At 63.3% G+C, this 19,583-nt stretch carries 18 protein-coding genes; 16 read left to right on the top strand and 2 right to left on the bottom strand.

Annotated elements, in window-relative coordinates; all coding sequences use genetic code 11:
* The first annotated feature begins 86 nt into the window (after window positions 1-86).
* The 3 genes from ercA (at window position 87) to LXM55_RS29355 (ending at window position 3,977) form a co-directional block, all read left to right on the top strand.
* A complete protein-coding gene (gene ercA / locus LXM55_RS29365) occupies window positions 87-1,250 on the top strand; it encodes an alcohol dehydrogenase-like regulatory protein ErcA (RefSeq protein WP_110724347.1) in 1,164 nt (387 codons plus the stop codon).
* Entirely contained in the window at window positions 1,234-2,961 is a 1,728-nt protein-coding gene (locus tag LXM55_RS29360) for a hybrid sensor histidine kinase/response regulator (RefSeq protein WP_233323621.1), read from the top strand. The genes ercA and LXM55_RS29360 overlap by 17 nt, the downstream gene beginning before the upstream one ends.
* A 164-nt stretch (window positions 2,962-3,125) precedes the next feature.
* Window positions 3,126-3,977 carry a VanW family protein gene (locus LXM55_RS29355; protein ID WP_233323620.1) on the top strand — a complete coding sequence of 284 codons (852 nt, stop codon included), beginning with the start codon at window positions 3,126-3,128 and terminating at the stop codon, window positions 3,975-3,977.
* Here LXM55_RS29355 and LXM55_RS29350 read toward each other — a convergent pair.
* Entirely contained in the window at window positions 3,951-4,499 is a 549-nt protein-coding gene (locus LXM55_RS29350; protein WP_233323619.1) for a YniB family protein, read from the bottom strand. The genes LXM55_RS29355 and LXM55_RS29350 overlap by 27 nt on opposite strands.
* 116 nt (window positions 4,500-4,615) lie before the next feature.
* Here LXM55_RS29350 and LXM55_RS29345 point away from each other — a divergent pair, with 116 nt between their 5' ends.
* Genes LXM55_RS29345 through LXM55_RS29335 form a run of 3 tightly spaced genes read left to right on the top strand, consistent with a single transcriptional unit; the run spans window position 4,616 to window position 8,841 of the window.
* The gene (locus tag LXM55_RS29345; RefSeq protein ID WP_233323618.1) at window positions 4,616-5,284 is read left to right on the top strand and encodes an ABC transporter ATP-binding protein; all 669 of its coding nucleotides are present in this window, start codon (window positions 4,616-4,618) and stop codon (window positions 5,282-5,284) included.
* 1 nt (window position 5,285) lies between these two features.
* Complete coding sequence (locus LXM55_RS29340) at window positions 5,286-7,766, top strand: ABC transporter permease (RefSeq protein WP_233323617.1); 2,481 nt, start codon at window positions 5,286-5,288, stop codon at window positions 7,764-7,766.
* On the top strand, window positions 7,756-8,841 hold the full coding sequence (locus LXM55_RS29335) for a lipocalin-like domain-containing protein (protein ID WP_233323616.1): 1,086 nt from the start codon (window positions 7,756-7,758) through the stop codon (window positions 8,839-8,841). Before LXM55_RS29340 ends, LXM55_RS29335 begins: the two co-directional genes overlap by 11 nt.
* A 410-nt stretch (window positions 8,842-9,251) precedes the next feature.
* Here LXM55_RS29335 and LXM55_RS29330 read toward each other — a convergent pair whose 3' ends face one another.
* Window positions 9,252-9,635: a hypothetical protein gene (locus LXM55_RS29330; protein ID WP_233323615.1), complete on the bottom strand. Its 384-nt coding sequence runs from the start codon at window positions 9,633-9,635 to the stop codon at window positions 9,252-9,254.
* 158 nt (window positions 9,636-9,793) lie between these two features.
* Here LXM55_RS29330 and LXM55_RS29325 point away from each other — a divergent pair, with 158 nt between their 5' ends.
* The 10 genes from LXM55_RS29325 (at window position 9,794) to tssG (ending at window position 19,575) form a co-directional block, all read left to right on the top strand.
* Window positions 9,794-10,183, top strand: coding sequence for a hypothetical protein (locus LXM55_RS29325; protein WP_233323614.1), 390 nt, complete (start codon window positions 9,794-9,796; stop codon window positions 10,181-10,183).
* A gap of 314 nt (window positions 10,184-10,497) precedes the next feature.
* Window positions 10,498-12,054 (top strand): type VI secretion system protein TssA, encoded by a 1,557-nt coding sequence (gene tssA, locus LXM55_RS29320; RefSeq protein ID WP_233323613.1) that lies wholly within the window; start codon window positions 10,498-10,500, stop codon window positions 12,052-12,054.
* A gap of 33 nt (window positions 12,055-12,087) precedes the next feature.
* Window positions 12,088-12,594: a type VI secretion system contractile sheath small subunit gene (gene tssB / locus LXM55_RS29315; protein ID WP_233323612.1), complete on the top strand. Its 507-nt coding sequence runs from the start codon at window positions 12,088-12,090 to the stop codon at window positions 12,592-12,594.
* A 28-nt stretch (window positions 12,595-12,622) separates the two neighbouring features.
* Entirely contained in the window at window positions 12,623-14,098 is a 1,476-nt protein-coding gene (gene tssC, locus LXM55_RS29310; RefSeq protein WP_233323611.1) for a type VI secretion system contractile sheath large subunit, read from the top strand.
* An 18-nt stretch (window positions 14,099-14,116) separates the two neighbouring features.
* Window positions 14,117-14,524: a type VI secretion system baseplate subunit TssE gene (tssE, locus tag LXM55_RS29305; protein WP_233323610.1), complete on the top strand. Its 408-nt coding sequence runs from the start codon at window positions 14,117-14,119 to the stop codon at window positions 14,522-14,524.
* Window positions 14,525-14,537: 13 nt separating this feature from the next.
* A complete protein-coding gene (locus LXM55_RS29300; protein WP_233323609.1) occupies window positions 14,538-15,062 on the top strand; it encodes a PAAR domain-containing protein in 525 nt (174 codons plus the stop codon).
* Between the two features lie 65 nt (window positions 15,063-15,127).
* Window positions 15,128-16,048, top strand: coding sequence for a DUF6402 family protein (locus tag LXM55_RS29295; RefSeq protein WP_233323608.1), 921 nt, complete (start codon window positions 15,128-15,130; stop codon window positions 16,046-16,048).
* A 97-nt stretch (window positions 16,049-16,145) separates the two neighbouring features.
* A complete protein-coding gene (locus tag LXM55_RS29290; protein WP_233323607.1) occupies window positions 16,146-16,565 on the top strand; it encodes a hypothetical protein in 420 nt (139 codons plus the stop codon).
* 251 nt (window positions 16,566-16,816) lie between these two features.
* A complete protein-coding gene (tssF, locus tag LXM55_RS29285; RefSeq protein ID WP_233323606.1) occupies window positions 16,817-18,604 on the top strand; it encodes a type VI secretion system baseplate subunit TssF in 1,788 nt (595 codons plus the stop codon).
* The gene (gene tssG / locus LXM55_RS29280) at window positions 18,568-19,575 is read left to right on the top strand and encodes a type VI secretion system baseplate subunit TssG (protein ID WP_233323605.1); all 1,008 of its coding nucleotides are present in this window, start codon (window positions 18,568-18,570) and stop codon (window positions 19,573-19,575) included. The genes tssF and tssG overlap by 37 nt, the downstream gene beginning before the upstream one ends.
* The last annotated feature ends 8 nt before the right edge of the window (window positions 19,576-19,583 follow it).

The raw sequence follows: 19,583 nt of genomic DNA, 5'->3' as shown, positions 1-19,583 counted from the left end.
CTGCGCGCAACGCGCGCGTTGCTTTCAGCAACGGATGCTTTAGGCTGGCGTTCTCCTTTCAGAACAATAAGAAACAGGCTTCCGCCATGAGCCAGAATCTCAGTCTGCTGCGCAAGTTCGTGTCCCCGGAAATCATCTTTGGTGCCGGTTGCCGGCATAACGTCGGCAACTATGCGAAGACCTTCGGCGCGCGCAAGGTCCTGGTGGTCAGCGACCCCGGGGTGATCGCCGCCGGTTGGGTCGCCGATGTCGAGGCCAGCCTCCAGGCCCAGGGCGTCGACTATTGCCTGTACAGCCAGGTGTCGCCCAACCCGCGGGTGGAAGAGGTGATGCAGGGCGCCGAGGTCTACCGCGAAAACGCCTGCGATGTGATCGTCGCCGTCGGCGGCGGCAGCCCCATGGACTGCGGCAAGGGCATCGGTATCGTGGTGGCCCACGGGCGCAGCATCCTCGAGTTCGAAGGGGTGGACATGATCCGCGTGCCGAGCCCGCCCTTGATCATGATTCCCACCACCGCCGGCACCTCGGCGGACGTCTCGCAGTTCGTGATCATCTCCAACCAGCAGGAACGGATGAAGTTCTCCATCGTCAGCAAGGCGGTGGTGCCGGATGTGTCGCTGATCGACCCGGAAACCACCCTGGGCATGGACCCGTTTCTCTCCGCCTGCACCGGCATCGACGCCCTGGTGCACGCGATCGAGGCCTTTGTTTCCACTGGCCACGGGCCGCTCACCGATCCCCATGCCCTGGAAGCCATGCGCTTGATCAACGGCAACCTGGTGCAGATGATCGCCAACCCCGGGGACATCGCCCTGCGCGAGCAGATCATGCTCGGCAGCATGCAGGCCGGGCTGGCGTTCTCCAACGCGATTCTCGGCGCGGTGCATGCCATGTCCCACAGCCTGGGAGGCTTTCTCGACCTGCCTCACGGGCTGTGCAACGCGGTGCTGGTGGAGCATGTGGTGGCCTTCAACTACAGCGCGGCGCCGGAGCGTTTCAAGGTGATCGCCGAAACCTTCGGCATCGACTGCCGCGGGCTCAACCAGCGGCAGATCTGCGGGCGCCTGGTGGAGCACCTGATCGCCCTCAAGCACGCCATCGGCTTCCACGAAACCCTGGGCCTGCATGGGGTCAGCAGCAGCGACATTCCGTTCCTCTCGCAGCATGCGATGGACGATCCGTGCATCCTCACCAACCCTCGCGAATCCAGCCAGCGTGATGTCGAGGTGGTGTATGGCGAGGCCCTCTGACGACCAGCAACGGGCCCTGGCCGGGCTCTTGGGGCTGGGCAACCATTCGGCGCGCAAGAGCCACTACCCGGAACTGGCGGCGCGCCTGGAAGACCTGGAAACCGAGCGCAACCGCTACAAGTGGCTGTTCGAGCATGCGGTGCACGGGATCTTCCAGGCCAGCCTGCAGGCCGGCCTGCGCGCGGCCAACCCGGCCCTGGCACGCATGCTGGGGTATCAGGACCCGCAGGAAGTGCTGTTCTCCCTGGCCGACCTGGCCGGCAATCTGTTCGTGGGCGGCGCTGCGGAACTGGCGGCCATCGGCGAGCAGTTGCAGCGCCAGCGCAGCCTGCTGGGGTATGAAACCCAGTTGCGGCGCAAGGACGGCAGCAGCATCGACGTGCTGATGAACCTGCTGCTCAAGCCGGACCAGGACGGGCTGGTGGAAGGTTTCGTCGCCGACATCACCGAACGCAAGCTGGCCCAGCAGCGCCTGGAGCAGCTCAACGACCAGCTGGAGCAGCGCGTGGCGGCGCGCACCGATGAGCTGCTGGAGGCCAACCGCAACCTGCAACAGCAGATCGCCCGGCGCGAGCGCATCGAGCGCGACTTGCGCGAGGCCCGGGACGCCGCCGAGGCGGCCAACCGCAGCAAGGACAAGTACCTGGCCGCCGCCAGCCACGACCTGCTGCAACCCTTGAATGCCGCGCGCCTGCTGATCTCCACCTTGCGCGAGCGGCGCCTGCCGGCGGCCGAGCAACTGCTGGTGGAGCGCACCCACCAGGCCCTGGAAGGCGCCGAGGACCTGCTCACCGATCTGCTGGACATCTCCAAGCTCGACCAGGCGGCGGTCAAGCCCGACCCGGCGGTCTATCGCCTGGATGAAATGCTCGCGCCGCTGGTCTCGGAGTTCCAGTCGGTGGCCGAGGCGGCGGGCCTGGAGCTGCGGGTGCGCTTCGGTGACTTTGCCCTGTTCACCGACCTGCGGCTGATGACGCGGATTCTGCGCAACTTCCTCAGCAATGCCTGCCGCTACACCGAGCGCGGCAGTATTTTGCTGGCGGCGCGGCGCCGCGGCGATCAGTTGCGGCTGGAGGTGTGGGACACCGGGCGCGGCATTGCCGCCGACCGCCTGGAGTCGATTTTCCTCGAATTCAACCAGCTGGATGTGGGCCGCGCCGCCGACCGCAAAGGGGTGGGCCTGGGGCTGGCGATCGTCGAGCGCATCGCCAAGATTCTCGGTTACCGGGTGCAGGTGCAATCGAGGCCGGGACGCGGCTCGCGGTTCAGCATCGAGGTGCCCCTGGCGGCCCGGGTGCCGTTGCCCATCAGCTTGCAGGCGCCGCAGCCGGGCACCGGCAACCCGCTGCCGGGGCGGCGTCTGCTGGTGCTGGACAACGAGCTGAGCATCCTTGAGAGCATGGCCGCGCTGCTTGGGCAGTGGGGCTGCGAAGTGCTCACCGCCACCGATCAGGCGGCCGCCCTGGCGGTGCTCCAGGGCCGGGCGCCGGAACTGATCCTGGCGGATTTTCACCTGGATCACGGGGTCACCGGGTGCGAGGTGGTGCAGCAATTGCGCGAGCATTTCCAGCAGCCGCTGCCGGCGGTGATCATCACCGCCGACCGCAGCGACCAGTGTCGCCGGGCCTTGCAGCAACTGGGCGCGCCGTTGCTCAACAAGCCGGTGAAGCCGGGCAAGCTGCGGGCCGTGCTCAGCCAGTTGCTGGGCTAGGGCCGGGCCTCCGGTACGGGGCACTCCAGTACTAGCACTCCAGTACCGGGCGGTCGGGTGCGGGGCTTCTGGCATGGGCGCAGGCTTGCCGCTAAGATGCCGCTCTTTTTTCAAGGACGAAGCCGGTTCCTGCGCCGTCGCGCCGGGCCGCCGTTGACCCATCGATGAAACCCTTGTCCTCGTATCACCCGCTGCTGTACTGGCTGCGGGTGCGCCAGAAGCGCCTGATGCGCCACCTGGCCTGGCGCTGTTCCGGGCGCCGTTACGCCCGGCCCGAGGCCGACAGCCCGCGCCTGCCCCATCGGCTGATCAAGCACACCTCGAAACTGATCCGCACCCTGGGCGACTCCGACCTGGCGCTGCAGCACAACAAGGTGATCAACCTCAAGCTGGCGGTGGCCTGCATCGATGGCGTGCGCATTGCCCCCGGCGAGTATTTTTCCTTCTGCAAACTGGTGGGCCGGCCCAGCCGCCAGCGCGGTTTTGTCGAAGGCATGGAGCTGTCGTTCGGCGAGGCCCGCAGCGGCATCGGCGGCGGCATCTGCCAGTTGAGCAACCTGATTCACTGGATGGCGATGCATTCGCCGCTTCAGGTGGTGGAGCGGGCCAACCACAGCTTCGACCCGTTCCCCGACGAGGGCCGGGTGCTGCCCTTCGGTTCCGGCGCGGCGATCTTCTACAACTACATCGACCTGGTGCTGTACAACCCCGGCCCCCAGACCTTGCAGCTCAAGCTGCAGGTCGGCGCGCAGCAGCTGGAGGGCGAGCTGCTCTGCGAGCGGCCGCGGGAGTATCGCTATCACGTCTATCAGCGGGGCCATCGCTTTGTGCGCGAGGGCGCCCGGGTGTACCGCGAGAACCAGATCTGGCGCGACATCCGCACCAAGGGCCAGGACGCCACGCTGTTGCGCCAGGAGTGCCTGTATCGCAACCGGGTGGTGGTCAAGTACCCGGTGGCCGAGGCGCTGCTCGATCCGCCGCTGCCGGGCTCAGATGATGCGCAGCATCCACAGTAGGCCCAGGTAGACCGCCGCGCCGCCCAGCGGCCAGAGCACCAGCAGGCGGGTCTGGCTGAGGAACGCTGGCGCGGCCTCCACCAGGGTCGACTCCTCCAGCTGTTGCAGGGTCCTGGCGGGCACGCCGTCCTCGACCGGGGCGTTGAGCTGGGCCTCGATCAGCGGTTCCACGGCCTCGACCTTGCGCATCAGCATCCGGCCCGAGGCGAACAGGGCGGCGCCGACGAAGATCAGCAGGTAGATCAGCAGGAACTTCCAGTGCACGGCGTTGCTCAGGCGCAGGAAGTCGGGGGTCGGGCTGTTGTCCCAGAACCAGTCCAGGGCCCGGGTGTTTTCCGAGACCATCACGGTGAACTGCTGAATCGGGCGGTTGATGGTGCTCGCCATGGCGGTGTAGCTGTCCAGGCGCCAGTGGAGCATTTTCAGGGTGGAGAACAGCGTGGAAATCAGCGCGCCGGTGAACAGCAATGTGCCTGCGCCGATCTGCAGCCGGTACTTCAATTGGGCCCGGGTGTAGTTCATCTGTGCGTCCTGCCTGGAAAAAAGTGGCGCAATACTATATTTCACCGGCACGGGCCGATAGGGGCGGTGCTGCTCAGGCTATCCTTGGCTCCCTCTTTACTCGGACGACTCAGCCCATGCTGCAGGTGCAAGGCATCTTCAAGAGCTACCCCACGCCCCAGGGCCCGCTGGCGGTGCTGCGGGGCGTGGACCTGCACCTGCAGCACGGCAGCAGCCTGGCGCTGATGGGCGAGTCGGGCAGCGGCAAGAGCACCTTGCTGCACCTGGTTGCCGGGCTCGACCGGGTCGACGCCGGCAGCATCCGCATCGGCGGGCAGCACCTGGAGCAGATGAGCGAGGGCCAGCGCGCCGATTGGCGGCGCACTGAAGTGGGCCTGGTGTTCCAGCAGTTCAACCTGATCAGCAGCCTGCGGGTGGAAGACAACCTGAGCTTCCAGGCGCGCCTGGCCGGGCGCTTCGATCCGCTGTGGCAGGCGCAGCTGGTGGCGCGCCTGGGCCTGGGGGACCTGCTGCGGCGCTATCCGGAGCAGCTCTCCGGCGGCCAGCAGCAACGGGTCGCCCTGGGCCGGGCCCTGGCGGCGAAACCCGGGTTGCTGCTGGCGGACGAACCCACCGGCAGCCTCGACGAGGCCACCAGCGACGAGGTGCTGGATTTGCTCCTGGAGCTGTTGGCCGACAGCCCCACGAGCCTGCTGATGGTGACCCACAGCCAGCGCGTGGCCAGCCGTTTGCAACGCACCGTGGTCCTGCAGCGTGGCCGCCTGGCCGAACCGGGCGGGGCTTGAGATGCGGGTGCTGCGTGGCACTTTGCAGGCGCTGTTGAGCCACTGGCGCCGGCACCCGGTGCAGTTCTTCAGTGTGCTCACCGGGTTGTGGCTGGCCACCAGCCTGCTGACCGGGGTCCTGGCGCTCAACAGCCAGGCCCGGGACAGTTACGCCCGGGCCAGCCAACTGATTGGCGGTGAGCCCCAGGCCAGCCTGGGCACGGCCACTGGCACAAGCTTTAGCCAGCAAGGGTTCGTCGACCTGCGCCGCGCGGGCTGGCCGGTGTCGCCGGTGCTGCAAGGGCGGGTGCAGTTGCGCGGGCATGACGACCTGCGCCTGCAGTTGATGGGCATCGAGCCGCTGTCGTTGCCTGCGGGTTCGGCAATCGCCGGCAAGGCCCTGGAATTGCAGCAGGTGGTCGAATTCTTCAGCCCGCCGGGGCGCACCTGGATCGCCCCGCAGACCCTGGCCAGCCTCGGCTACCGCGAGGGCCAGCAGCCCCAGGCCAGCAATGGCCAATTGTTGCCGCCGCTGCAGGTGCAGGCGGACATGGCCCCGGGGCTGCTGTTGATGGACATCGGCTTTGCCCAGCAGGTGCTCGAGCAGCCGGGGCAACTGAGCCGCCTGCTGCTGCCCCGGGACTTTGCCGCCCAGGCGCCGCCTTTGCCGGCGCAACTGGCGGGGCAACTGGTGCTGCACCCGGGCGAGTCGGAGAACAATCTGGCGCGCCTGACCGAGAGCTTTCACCTGAACCTGGATGCCCTGGGTTTGCTGTCCTTCGTGGTCGGGCTGTTTATCGTGCATGCCGCCATCGGCCTGGCCCTGGAACAGCGGCGCGGCCTGTTGCGCACCCTGCGCGCCTGCGGGGTCAGTGCGCGGCTGCTGATCTTCAGTCTGGCCCTGGAATTGGGAGCGCTGGCGTTGCTGGGCGGGGTCGCCGGGGTGGTCAGCGGCTACCTGCTGGCCGGGCTGCTGTTGCCGGATGTCGCCGCCAGCCTGCGCGGCCTGTATGGCGCCGAGGTGGCGGGGCAGTTGAGCCTGAGCCCTTGGTGGTGGTTCAGCGGCATGGGCCTGAGCCTGCTGGGCGCCTTGCTGGCCGGTGCCGCCAGCCTGTTGCGCGCGGCGCGCCTGCCGCTGCTGGCCCTGGCCGCCCCCCAGGCCTGGCACCAGGCCCATGCCCGCTGGTTGCGCCGTCAGGGCGTGGTGGCTGGGGTGGCCGCGCTGGTGGCCGTGGCGGCGTGGCAATGGGGCGCCAGCCTGGCCAGCGGTTTCACGCTGATGGCGGCCTTGCTGCTGGCGGCGGCCCTGGGCCTGCCGGTGTTGCTCGATGCGCTGCTGGGGGCCTTGCTGGGGCGGCGTCGCGGCGTGCTGGGGCAGTGGTTTCTGGCCGACTGCCGTCAGCAGTTGCCGGCATTGAGCCTGGCCTTGATGGCACTGCTGCTGGCGCTGGCGGCGAACATCGGCGCCGGCAGCATGACCGCGGGGTTTCGCCAGACCTTCAACGACTGGCTGGAGCAGCGTCTGAGCGCCGAGCTGTACATCAACCCGCAAAGCCCGGAGCAGGCCCGGCAGTTGCTGGACTGGCTGCCGCAACAGGCGCAGGTGAGCGCGTTGCTGCCCAGCTGGCAGGTGCCGGTGCAAGTGCAGGGCTGGCCGGCGGACCTGTATGGGGTGATCGACCATCCCAACTATCGTCAGCACTGGCCATTGCTGGAAACCGACGGCGCCGGGCCCTGGGAGCAACTGGCGGGCCAGGACACCCTGATGCTCAGCGAGCAATTGGCCCGGCGCCTTAAGGTGCGCCCCGGCGATCGCTTGAGCCTGCCGGTGCCGACCGGCCAGTGGGCGCCCCGAGTGGTGGCGATCTACGCCGACTACGGCAACCCCAAGGGCCATTTGCTGGTGAATGCCAGGCACCTGCTGGAGCATTGGCCGCAGCTGACACCGAGCCGTTTCAACCTGCGCCTGGCGCCCGGGGCGATGCCGGGGCTGATCAGTGCCGTGCAGCAGCGGTTCGCCCTGGATGACAGTCGGATCGTCGATCAGGCCCGGCTCAAGGGCTGGTCGCAGCAGATCTTCGAGCGTACCTTCGCCGCCACCGCGGCCCTCAACAGCCTGACCCTGGGAGTGTCCGGGGTGGCGTTGTTCATCAGCCTGCTGACCCAGAGCCAGAGCCGCCTGGGCCAGTTGGCGCCGCTCTGGGCCCTGGGCGTGGGGCGGCGTCAGTTGATGCTGCTGAACCTCGGCCAGACCTGGTTGCTGGCCCTGCTGACCCTGGCGCTGGCGCTGCCTCTGGGCATCGTCCTGGCCTGGTGCCTGGACAGCGTGATCAACGTCCAGGCCTTCGGTTGGCGCTTGCCGTTGCGGGTGTTCCCCGGGCAGCTTCTGCAGCTCCTGGGCCTGGCCATGCTGGCGACCCTGTTGGCATCGGCCTGGCCGCTGCTGCGTTTGCAGCGTGCGCAACCGGCGGACTTGCTGAGGACCTTTGCCCATGAAGATTGATCGCTTGAGCAGGGCTCTGGCCGGGCTGCTGCTGGCCCTGCTGGCTGGTTGCGAACCTGCCGCCGAACCGCCCCAGGGGTTTGCCGGGCTGGGCAGCGAGGCAGCAGCCTTCACCCCGGTGCTGCCGGGGCGGCGCTTCAGCTTTCCCGCCGACCACGGCGCCCATGACGGCTTTCGTATCGAGTGGTGGTACCTCACGGCGGACTTGAGTGACGCGCAGGGTCGGCATTTCGGTGTGCAATGGACGCTGTTTCGCAGTGCCCTGCGCGCCGCTCCCGAACAGTCGGGGTGGGGCGCGCCGCTGGTCTGGCTGGGCCATGCGGCGGCCACCTCGGCTCACAGTCACCAGGCCGCCGAGCGTTATGCCCGCGGCGGCGTGGGCCAGGCCGGGGTGGTTGCTCAGCCGTTCCAGGCGTGGATCGATGACTGGCAATTGCGCACCTTGAACCCCTCCGGCGACCCGCTGGCGCGGATGCAGGTGCAGGCTGCGGGGCCGGGGTTCGCCTACCGCCTGCAGCTGTCCAGCAGTCGGCCACTGGTGCTGCAGGGCGAGGGCGGCTACAGCCGCAAGTCTGACCAGGGGCAGGCGTCCTACTACTACAGCCAGCCGTTCTTCCAGGCCTCGGGGGAGTTGCAGATCGATGGCCAGCGCTATCAGGTCAGCGGCCCGGCCTGGCTCGATCGCGAATGGAGCAGCCAGCCCCTGGCTGCCGACCAGAGCGGCTGGGACTGGTTTTCCCTGCACCTGGACAGTGGCGAGCGGCTGATGCTGTTCCGGGTCCGCGAGCGGGCCAAGGCGCCGTACATCACCGGCACCTGGATCAGCGCCGACGGCCACACCCAGGCCTTGGACCGGCAGCAGATCCAGCTGACCCCGCTGAGCCAATCCACGGTCCAGGGGCGGCAACTGCCCACGGCCTGGCAGTTGCAGATTCCCGCCAAGGGGCTGGATATCACCACCCGGGCCTTGAACCCCCAAGCCTGGATGAACCTGAGCATTCCCTACTGGGAAGGGCCGTTGCAGTTCAGTGGCAGCCACAGCGGCAGCGGCTATCTGGAAATGACCGGTTATTGACGGGGTTGTGATGCAGGGGCTGATGCGCGGCTGAACACCACCACGGTGTTTATCCTCAAGGCCCTCAAGGTTGGCCGGAGCGTGCTGGTGACCTGCACCGACATTCGGCAGGTGACCACTGCCCAAGAAGATTGAGGCAGCGAGGCTGAATGGGCGAGTCGGTGGATGAGTCAGTTAATCGTCCTGCGCAGTTTTATTCAGAATCTGCTCACGGACTTTCCCCGTCAGTTGCACTAGAATGCCTACCGTTCGCCCGGTGCAAGGGCTCTTTACCGGTGCAAGGATTGCCAAGGCCAGAGCACTGGGCGAACACCTTTCCCTGTCGTGCCCCGCGACTTTTCTGCTGCACACTTCCCTGAATGGATCCTTGCTCGATACTCCCGCTGTGGCGTGTCGCCGGTGGCCCTGGCTTACAGCGCAACCGGGTACAGGCTGACCTCGCGCGCAACCAGGCTGACAAATCCGGGCAGTTGCGCAGGGGCGTCCTGCAGCGACAGCAGGACCACGGTTGGGCCAATTGCCAGTGCCACGACGTCCTCTTCCCTGCGCAGCAATTCCCCGGTCAGCAGCAGGCCTTGCCGATCCCTCTGAATGTGCGGCGCGTCCCGGGTGGCGGCCCACAGGTTGTGATCCCAGCGAAACTCTTCCTCCAGGGTCAACTCCACCTCATGCACTTGCGCAACCTGTGGCGGCGCTCCCAACCAGCGGCCGCAGCCTTCGCCGAAGGCGCTGTCGAAATCGACCCAGAGGCTGTCAGACGTTTCGACATGGATGGCGCTGAGGGTGATACGCATGACGGATCCTTGGGGGGGGCTGGGGGCTCATGAGGCGTCGAACCGCGTGTTGGCAGGTTGGCCAGGTTGCATGGCCAGCGGCCACTGCGCTTTTCATTGCGCAGTCAGAGGCGCTTCAACAGAATGCGCGCTTGCCCGGCCGGGACGGGTCGCGGGCGGTGAATGATAACGGAGATTCTGGATTGATTTGGTTAAGGCGTTTTCTCATGTCGGTTGGCGTACTGGCCCTGGCGTTGCTGGCAATGGCCCTGTTCATGGTGGATTTTTCCAAGGCCCCGGCGCATGTGTTGGCCGAGCATCCCAACGCGCAGTGGCAGGGCGCCGAGGACGGTGGGCACTACATCGAGATAACCCGCTCCGAGCCGCCTTATTTCTTTGTTCAGGTGCGTCATGAAAGTGGCAACTTGTGGGAAGAGGGCTGGCTTAAACATGAACGTGGCGGCGGTGAAACATTGACCGCCAATGACGTTATTGCATTCGACGGCGATGGGGTGATTTACCTGCAGCAGCGCAAAGTGCTGGCGACTGATAAATCCAAGGCCCGCTGAGGGCTTGGATGGTTTTATATATGTTTGATTAATAAGGGAATATATAAAGATTAAATCTGCGACAGGATACGTATTCAACTGTGCAATAAGTTGCGCGTAGGAACTTAATCATATTTGTTCGAGATTTTTACGTATCTATATAAGATATTTCCTATGTTTTTGCCTGAGGTGTTCCGTTAGTGTTTTTGCCACCTGAACGGACATCCGGTAGTTCCAGTGCGCACTTCGCTTCCCACCTTTGCGAAACCCTCCAATAGAGAGCGAAACAACGGCTTGTGCCTTGCCTGGATGGCGGGCATGGAAAGTGGTTGCGCATGAGCTATTCCCGCAAGCTGTACTCCCATCACCTCAAACTCGCCCAGTCCTTTGTGCACGAGCACAGTTTCGCGGGCGACGACGTACGCTTCTCCAATGAATTTGAAGCCCTGGAAAACGAGCTGGGCAAAGCGCAGTCGATGCATGCCAGCGGCCAGGTCGACTGGCTGAAGATCCAGGAACAGAGCGAAGCCCTGTTGCGTCATCAATCCAAGGATCTGCGGGTCGCCGCCTGGCTGACCTGGGCCCTGCACCAGCGCGAGTCGTTCCCAGGCCTGCTGGCGGGCCTGGGGATGCTGCGCCACCTGTGCGAGCACCATTGGGATCAGGTGCATCCGCTCAAGCTGCGCACCCGCACGGCGGCGATTGCCTGGTTGGTGCCGCGCCTGCAGGAGGTGCTGGATGACAACGTGCCGATCAAGGAGCAACTGCCGCTGTTCCGCCGTGTGGTGGAGCAACTGGAAGGCCTGGACGGCATCCTGACCCTGCAACTGGGGGACGACGCGCCCTTGCTGTTGCCGATCTGCCGCCGCCTGCGGGGCATGGTGGCCCGGGCCGCGGACCATCAGCCGGAACCCGGAGCCGTGGGCACCGTGGTGGCTCAGGTCAAGCAGGCGGCGACGCAACTGTTCACCCCGGGTTCGCCCATCGATAACGAAAAGGACGCGCACAAAGCCCTGCGCGCGCAGCAGGAGAGCGCGCGGTCGTTGTGCGCCTGGTGGCTGCGCCAGAAGGCCACCGACCAACGGGCGCTGCGCCTCAATCGGACCCTGCTGTGGCTGTCCATCGACGCCGTGCCCGAGCGCAACGCCGAGCAGGTCACCGCCTTGCGCGGGTTGCCGGCGGACAAGCTGCGTCACTATCAGGAACGCTACAGCCAGGGCCAGTACGCCGACCTGCTGGTGGAACTGGAAGCCAGCCTGGCTCGGGCGCCGTTCTGGTTCGACGGCCAGCGCATGGTCTGGGAGTGCCTGCAGGAGCTCAATTCCGAGCACGCCATGCGCGAGGTGGAAATGCATTTCGCCTTGCTGCTGCAGCGACTGCCGGGGGTCGTCGAGTTGCGCTTCCATGACGGCGTGCCCTTTGCCGAACCGGCGACCCGCAGCTGGATCAGCGCCAACGTCCTGCCCCACCTGCACAGCACCAGTGCGCCGCGCAAGGTCGAGTCCGCCAGCCAGTTGCCAGCCTGGGAGCAGGCCCTGGAAGACGTGCAGCCGACCCTGCGCAAGGATGGCCTGAAGGCGGCGGTCCAGGTGTTCAAGCAGGGCCTGCAGAGTGCCCAGGGCGGGCGCGTGCGGTTCTTCTGGCAATTGAGCCTGGCCCGCCTGTGTTTCATGGCCAAGAAGTACGAACTGGCCCGGACTCAACTGGAAACCCTTGACCAGCAATTGCAGGACAGTGGCCTGCAGGCCTGGGAGCCGGACCTGGCGCTGGAAGTCCTGCACCTGCTGCACAACTGCTGCGAGCTGTTGCCGCAGAACCATGCAGTGCGCGAGCGCAAGGAAGAGGTTTATCGCAGGTTGTGCCATCTCGATCTCGAGGCGGTACTCGAATAGGCCCCAGGGCCGACAACCCCAAGGAGAAGTGACATGGCCAAAGAAGGCTCCGTAGCCCCCAAGGAACGTATCAACGTCACGTTCAAACCCGCCACCGGCGGGGCTCAGGAAGAGATTGAACTGCCGTTGAAGCTACTGGCGATTGGCGATTACACCCAGCGTCTGGATGAACGCAAGGTGGAGGATCGCAAACCCATCAGCATCGACAAGATGACCTTCGACGAGGTCCTGGCCAAGCAGGAACTGCGCCTGACCCTGAGCGTGCCCAACCGCCTTCAGGACGACGGTGGCAGCGATGAGCTGGCGGTGCAGTTGCGCGTCGACTCGATGAAGGATTTCAACCCGGCCAGCCTGGTGGAGCAGGTTCCGGAACTGAAAAAGCTCATGGAACTGCGTGACGCCCTGGTGGCGCTCAAAGGGCCATTGGGCAATGCGCCGGCCTTTCGCAAGGCCATCGAAGGGGTGCTCGCCGACGACGAGTCCCGCGGTCGGGTTCTGGGTGAACTGGGCCTGAATGCCGCTCCCGCCGAGCAAGCCTGAGACCCCCAACAGCAAAGGAAGCTAGATCATGAGCAGTAGTGCCGCACAGCAGAAGAATCAGGACAGCAGCGAATACAGCATCCTCGATAGCATCATCGCCGAGACCCGCCTGACCCCGGACGACGAAGCCTATGACATCGCCAAGCGCGGAGTCTCGGCCTTTATCGAAGAGTTGCTGAAACCGCAGAACAGCGGCGAGCCGGTGAAGAAGGCCATGGTCGACCGGATGATTGCCGAGATCGACGCCAAGCTCAGCCAGCAGATGGACGAGATCCTCCACCATGCCGATTTCCAGTCGCTGGAGTCGGCATGGCGTGGCCTGCAGTTGCTGGTGGACCGGACCAATTTCCGCGAGAACATCAAGATCGAGATCCTCAACGTTTCCAAGCAGGATCTGCTGGACGACTTCGAGGACTCTCCGGAAGTGATGCAGGCGGGTCTCTACAAGCACATCTACACCGCCGAATATGGCCAGTTCGGTGGCCAGCCAGTGGGCGCGATCATCGCCAACTACTTCATGTCCCCCAGCTCCCCGGACGTGAAGCTGATGCAGTACGTTTCCAGCGTCTCGTGCATGTCCCATGCGCCCTTCATTGCCGCGGCGGGGCCGAAGTTCTTCGGCCTGGAAAGCTTTGCCGGCCTGCCGGACCTCAAGGACCTCAAGGATCACTTCGAGGGCCCGCAATTTGCCAAGTGGCAGAGCTTTCGCCAGTCCGAGGACGCACGCTACATCGGCCTGACCCTGCCGCGCTTCCTGTTGCGCAACCCTTACGATCCGGAAGAGAACCCGGTGAAGTCCTTCGTCTACAAGGAAAACGTCGCCAACAGCCACGAAGACTACCTGTGGGGCAACACCGCCTACGCCTTTGGCACGCGCCTGACCGACAGCTTCGCCAAGTTCCGCTGGTGCCCGAACATCATCGGCCCGCAGAGCGGCGGCGCGGTGGAAGACCTGCCGCTGCACCACTTTGAAAGCATGGGCGAGATCGAGACCAAGATCCCCACCGAGGTTCTGGTTTCCGACCGCCGCGAGTATGAACTGGCGGAAGAGGGCTTCATCTCCCTGACCATGCGCAAGGGCAGTGACAACGCGGCGTTCTTCTCGGCCAGCTCGGTGCAGAAGCCCAAGTTCTTCGGCATCAGCGCCGAGGGCAAGGCAGCCGAGCTCAACTACAAGCTGGGTACGCAACTGCCCTACATGATGATCGTCAACCGCCTGGCCCATTACCTGAAGGTGCTGCAGCGCGAGCAACTGGGTTCGTGGAAGGAGCGCACCGACCTGGAGCTGGAGCTCAACAAGTGGATCCGCCAGTACGTGGCCGACCAGGAGAACCCCAGCAGCGAAGTGCGTGGCCGGCGTCCCCTGCGTGCCGCGCAGATCATCGTCAGCGATGTCGAAGGCGAGCCGGGCTGGTACCGGGTCAGCCTCAATGTGCGGCCGCACTTCAAGTACATGGGCGCGGATTTCACCCTGTCGCTGGTGGGCAAGCTGGACAAGGAATAAGGCAGAAGGAGCCAAGCCATGCGTCGCTACGGCAGTCTTTTCGAACGCCTGAGCGGTGAAGCCGAGCAACGTGTCGGCTGGAGCCGCGAAGTGGCCGCCATGGCTTCGGTGGCTGCCCATCTGGCGAAGATGCTCAGCACCCGTGCGGGCAGTGTGCAGACGCTGTCCGACTACGGCTTGCCGGATCTCAACGACATGCGCCTGAGCCTGCACGACTCCTTGAGTCAGGCGCGCCGGGCCATTGAAAGCTTTATCGAGACCTATGAACCCAGGCTGTCCAACGTGCGGGTGGTGTCACTGCCGCGCGACCACGACCAGCTCAAGCTGGCCTTCAGCATCGAAGGCCTGCTGGAGGTGGAAGGGGTCAAGCGCCAGGTCAGTTTCGCCGCGCGCCTGGATGGCAGCGGTCAGGTTCGGGTCAAGTAGGGAGGGTGCGGCGATGTCTGGAAAACCTGCGGCGCGGGTCAGCGATCCAACGGCTTGCCCGATCCCCGGGCATGGGGTCAACCCCATTGCCAGCGGCTCGGCGGACGTGCTGTTCGACGGCCTTCCGGCCGCGCGCCAGGGCGATGTCTCGGCCTGTGGTGGTGCCCTGGTGGGCGGCTTGAGCGGTACCGTGTCGATCAATGGCCGAGCCGCGGCGACCCAGGGCTCGGTGGGCGCTCATGGCAACACGGTGATTGGCGGGTCGGGCACCGTGATCATTGGCGACAGCTTTACCCCGGCGCCGTTTGTGGCGCCGTTGCCGGTGCAGATCAATTGGCCGTTCAACGAACAGTATGCGATTGAGTGTCAGAAGACCGGAAAACCATTGGTGGGGATTGCCTATACCTTCAAAACGGCTTCTGGAAAGATCTTTAGTGGAGTGACGGGGGCCGATGGTAAGACCGAAAAAATATCATCTTCGAATGCCGAGATGTATGAACTGATTATCGAACGGCAGACCGAAGTGGTGATTGCTTGATCATGGTCGATGGCGTTGAAGAGTCGGCGGCAATCCCACTCTTGCATGCAAATGGGAGTTCCTAGGTGACGGAAATAGTTGCGACATCTAGTTTGAGTCCTGCGAATAAGCATGCCGAAAAGACCTTGGCGATTCGTCTTTTCGGAGTGAGTGATATTCCAGCAGCGATGAGAAAAATGAACTGGAATGTCGCCGCCGACCTGATGCAGTACTGGTTTGATGGCAAGCCTTGGTCGACGATAGATGGCGCAATGTCGAACGAAGTCAAGGACCATGCTGCCCTTGCTCCAGCGCCCTATTTCAATAGTGCAATCGTCAAGATGAGTTGGCTTGCCAAGTTTGAGCGTTTCAATAAGGTGCTGAATGTTCTACGAGTGGCTTGGAATAATGGACCGGCTCAAGACCTGATGCGCGAAAAAATACTGCCGAAATTCAAGGGGCGAACTCCTGGTGTGTACCCGCTTCAGTTTAATGGGGAGGCGAGATCGGTAGAGCGGTTCGGTTATTGCAATAGTCGGTCGGTAATTTTTCGATTCGTCGATGAGATAGACGAGTTAAGGGCGGCTCTGGCTGATTTTAATGTTCGGGTCTTTCCCGAGGGAGAGGTTGTTGTAACTAAGGATAAGGTGCAGCTTTTAGTCAGTCGCATAGGCTTTTATGTTGAAGATGCTTATGACTTTAATGATGCCCCCAGCAGCTTTTTTAGCCAGCCTCTGGGTTTTTGGAACTTTGATGGTATTGAAGGGCCATTCGCTGCAAATGCTGCCAATGTCGGCCTAGCGGAAGCCCAGGGTGCTGTAACGATGCAAGGGCCTGGAGACGCTGCCTCGGATCGTATGTACAAAGAAATTGCCGAGGCGCGTTATTTCTATATTAAGAATTCGCACTTTGTTGCCTATAGACGACAAACAGGGAAGGGTGGCGATTTTCAGGTTTTCTCTGATGTTCTATATGAGCATGTCCCTCTTGTTGTCATGACACTGTAGGAGTGAAGTTTCGTGTGGGGCAAAAAAACAGCATGGGTATTATTTTTAATGTCTGTTTTTTGATCTGAGGCGAGTGCTGGGAATCGGGTGGTGCGCAATGATGAAGATGGCCAAAAGCAAATGGTTTCGGCGAACAATCCTAGCCGCTGTCGTGTTGGGTACAGTGTTGGCATACACCGTAAACGTAATGCTTGGGTATCCCGCGAGTACTGCACTGATAAGTCCGTCTGGCCGATTTGTGATGGAAAATGTGCGTGTTGATGGCGTCTTCTTTCTGGGTGGAATGGCTTATCTTCGAGTCATTGATAGGCAGGCTCCTGAAAAAGTCTACCGAACACCTTTGTACGACACGCAGTCTTTGGATATGCGGGCATTTGAAAATGATCATGAGGTTGGAATTTATTGGATCAAGTTTGATTGGCAGAAAAAGCTGTTTGTCATTTCCATGCCGGAATGGGAAGAGAGCTGGATGAATGTTTTTGTAAGTAATACACCTTATACCCATTTTAAAAATTAGATGGGGAGGCTCTTGCTGTAGGGGCACGAAAGTGCTCGTTTGTCTCTTGCAAAGTGTGAAGAGGTTTTCCTGTTTTTTGGTTTGTCCGCTCATTGATAGCGTATTGGGAGGTTGCTTGAGTATTGCCGTAATAGTTTTAAAAGCTTCCTTGGAACGGCTGTTTTCGGAAGTGACAACACGGATTCAAACATCACCCTGAACCGGGGCATTTTCAGCGCTCGCCCATTTCACTCACTCCAGGCAGGTACGCCATGTCCTTCAACCACTACTACCAAAGCGAACTGACCGCGCTGCGCCAGTTGGGCCGGCGTTTCGCCGAGCGTAGTCCGGCGCTGGCTCCGTTTCTCGGGCAGGCCGGGCGGGACCCGGATGTGGAGCGCTTGCTGGAAGGCTTCGCCTTTCTTACCGGGCGCCTGCGGCAAAAACTTGATGACGAACTGCCGGAGCTCAGCCATTCGTTGATGCACCTGCTATGGCCGAACTACATGCGGCCGTTGCCGGCGTTCAGCGTCTTGCAGTTCGATCCGTTGCAGCGCTCGGGGCCAGCGGTGGCGGTGCCTCGGGATACCCCGGTGGAAAGCCAGCCGGTCAATGAGGTGCGCTGCCGCTTCCGTACCTGCTATCCCACCGAGGTATTGCCCCTGGACCTGAGCGGGCTGAGCTATTCGGTGAAGGGCGATGGCGCCTTGCTCAGCCTGCACCTGCACATGAGCTGCGACGGCCATGTCGGCGAGCTGGAGCTCAGCCGCTTGCGGCTGCACCTGGCCGGTGAGCGTTATATCAGCCAGATGCTCTACCTGAGCCTGCTGCGCAACCTGGAAAGTATCGAGCTGGTGCCGTTGCAGGAAGGCGGCGCGCCGCTCCAAGGCGCCAACGGCGACCCGCTGTCGTTGAAGATTCCAGCCAGCCAGCTGCAGCCGGTGGGGTTTGCCGAGGAGGAGGCGCTGATCCCGTACCCGCTGAACACCTTCCGTGGCTACCGCTATCTGCAGGAGTATTTCTCCTTCCAGGACAAGTTCCTGTTCGTCGATCTCGGCGGCCTGGAGGCGTTGCGTTCACTGCCCGAAGACAGCCTCAAGCAGGTGCGCGGGCTGGAGTTGCGCTTCGATATCCGCAAGAGCGGCATCCAGCGCCTGCGCCCGACCCTGGACAACGTCAAGCTGTACTGCACGCCCATCGTCAACCTGTTCAAGCACGACGCGCTGCCGATCCGCCTCGACGGCAAGCAGGACGAGTATCTGTTGCTGCCGGCGGAATACGACCTGGAAAACTGCGGGGTGTTCTCGGTGGATTCAGTCACCGGCTGGGCGCCGGGCGGGGTTGGCTACCAGGACTATGTACCGTTCGAATCCTTCGAGCATGACCCCAGTTTCGACGTGCCCCAGAGCCGCCCGCACTACAGCATCCGCCAGCGTTCGTCGTTGCTGCATGACGGCCTGGACACCTACCTGAGTTTCGCCATTCGCCAATCCGAGGCCCAGGAAACCCTGTCCATCGAGCTGACCTGCACTAACCAGAATCTGCCTCGCCAGCTGCGCCTGGGGGACATCAACCTGCCTTGCGAGGCGACGCCGGATTTCCTCAGTTTTCGCAATATCACCGCGGCCACTTCCAGTTACGCGCCGCCGCTCAATCGCGATTTTCTGTGGAAACTGATCAGCAACATGTCCCTCAACTACCTGTCGCTGGCCAACGTCGATGCGCTCAAGGTGATTCTCGAAACCTATGACCTGCCGCGGTACTACGACCAGCACGCCGAACGGGTCAGCAAACGTCTGCTCGGCGGGCTCAAGTCGATCCGTCATGAACACGTCGATCGCCTGCACCGCGGCCTGCCGCTGCGAGGCCTGCGCACCGAGCTGACCATCGACCCACAGGGCTATATCGGCGAAGGCGACCTGTTCATCTTCGCCTCGGTGCTCAACGAGTTTTTCGCGCTTTACGCCAGCCTCAATTCGTACCACGAGCTGCGGGTAAACAGTACACAAGGAGAGGTGTACCAATGGACGCCACGCATGGGCTTGCAGCCCCTGCTTTAAGCGAGCTGTCCCGGGGTATACGGGAGTACTCGCTGTTCCAGGCGGTGATGCTGGTGGTCGATCGACTGCGTGATGCTCACCCCAACCTGAGTGATGACGAACTCTACGATCAGCTGGAGTTCCAGGCCAATCCGAGCCTGGGATTCCCTGGTAGCGATGTCGATCGGGTGGAGTTTTTCGAAGAGCACGGCCTGTTGCATGCGCGCCTGCGCTTCAACCTGATCGGCCTGTTCGGCGCGGGCTCGCCGTTGCCGGCCTTCTATGGCGAACAGGCGCTGGGGGATGGTGAGGAAGGCAACCCGACGCGCCATTTCCTCGACCTGTTCCACCACCGCCTGCAACGTCTGATGCTGCCGATCTGGCGCAAGTACCGCTATCGCGCGAGCTTCTCCAGTGGCGCCCTGGACCCGTTCTCCAGCCAGCTGTTCGCCTTGATCGGCCTGGGCGGCGTGGAGATTCGCCAGGCCCGGGAGTTGAACTGGAAACGCCTGCTGCCCTACCTCGGGCTCTTGAGCCTGCGGGCCCACTCGGCGGCGTTGATCGAGGCGGTGCTGCGTTACTACTTCAAGCATGCGCAGTTGGTGATCGAGCAGTGCATCGAGCGCCGAGTGGAGATTCTCCACGAGCAGCGCAACCGCCTGGGCCTGGGCAACAGCGTGCTCGGCGAGGACCTGGTGCTGGGGGAGCGGGTGCGCGATCGCAGCGGCAAGTTCCGCATCCATATCCGCGAGCTCGACTGGCAACGCTTTCATGAATTCCTGCCGATCGGCTTCGGCTACCAACCGCTCTGCGCGCTGGTGCGCTTCACCTTGCGCGACCCGCTGGACTACGACATTCGCCTGGTGCTGCGCCAGGAAGAAATCCGTGAACTGTGCATCGGCGAACAAAACGCCTGTCGCCTGGGCTGGACCAGCTGGCTGGGACGCGAACGCGCCGACGGCGTGGTGACCCTGGGCAGCCTCTCTCATTAAGGACGAGA

Source organism: Pseudomonas sp. Au-Pse12 (genome assembly GCF_021341665.1).
Taxonomy (GTDB): Bacteria; Pseudomonadota; Gammaproteobacteria; order Pseudomonadales; family Pseudomonadaceae; genus Aquipseudomonas.
The sequence above is the reverse complement of the archived record's forward strand: the minus strand, read 5'-3'. Positions and strand labels throughout refer to the sequence as shown.

Coding starts and splice junctions, on each gene's coding strand:
- ercA (WP_110724347.1), top strand. CDS start 87: ATGAGCCAGAATCTCAGTCTGCTGCGCAAGTTCGTGTCCCCGGAAATC.
- LXM55_RS29360 (WP_233323621.1), top strand. CDS start 1,234: ATGGCGAGGCCCTCTGACGACCAGCAACGGGCCCTGGCCGGGCTCTTG.
- LXM55_RS29355 (WP_233323620.1), top strand. CDS start 3,126: ATGAAACCCTTGTCCTCGTATCACCCGCTGCTGTACTGGCTGCGGGTG.
- LXM55_RS29350 (WP_233323619.1), bottom strand. CDS start 4,499: ATGAACTACACCCGGGCCCAATTGAAGTACCGGCTGCAGATCGGCGCA.
- LXM55_RS29345 (WP_233323618.1), top strand. CDS start 4,616: ATGCTGCAGGTGCAAGGCATCTTCAAGAGCTACCCCACGCCCCAGGGC.
- LXM55_RS29340 (WP_233323617.1), top strand. CDS start 5,286: ATGCGGGTGCTGCGTGGCACTTTGCAGGCGCTGTTGAGCCACTGGCGC.
- LXM55_RS29335 (WP_233323616.1), top strand. CDS start 7,756: ATGAAGATTGATCGCTTGAGCAGGGCTCTGGCCGGGCTGCTGCTGGCC.
- LXM55_RS29330 (WP_233323615.1), bottom strand. CDS start 9,635: ATGCGTATCACCCTCAGCGCCATCCATGTCGAAACGTCTGACAGCCTC.
- tssA (WP_233323613.1), top strand. CDS start 10,498: ATGAGCTATTCCCGCAAGCTGTACTCCCATCACCTCAAACTCGCCCAG.
- tssB (WP_233323612.1), top strand. CDS start 12,088: ATGGCCAAAGAAGGCTCCGTAGCCCCCAAGGAACGTATCAACGTCACG.
- tssC (WP_233323611.1), top strand. CDS start 12,623: ATGAGCAGTAGTGCCGCACAGCAGAAGAATCAGGACAGCAGCGAATAC.
- tssE (WP_233323610.1), top strand. CDS start 14,117: ATGCGTCGCTACGGCAGTCTTTTCGAACGCCTGAGCGGTGAAGCCGAG.
- LXM55_RS29300 (WP_233323609.1), top strand. CDS start 14,538: ATGTCTGGAAAACCTGCGGCGCGGGTCAGCGATCCAACGGCTTGCCCG.
- LXM55_RS29290 (WP_233323607.1), top strand. CDS start 16,146: ATGATGAAGATGGCCAAAAGCAAATGGTTTCGGCGAACAATCCTAGCC.
- tssF (WP_233323606.1), top strand. CDS start 16,817: ATGTCCTTCAACCACTACTACCAAAGCGAACTGACCGCGCTGCGCCAG.
- tssG (WP_233323605.1), top strand. CDS start 18,568: ATGGACGCCACGCATGGGCTTGCAGCCCCTGCTTTAAGCGAGCTGTCC.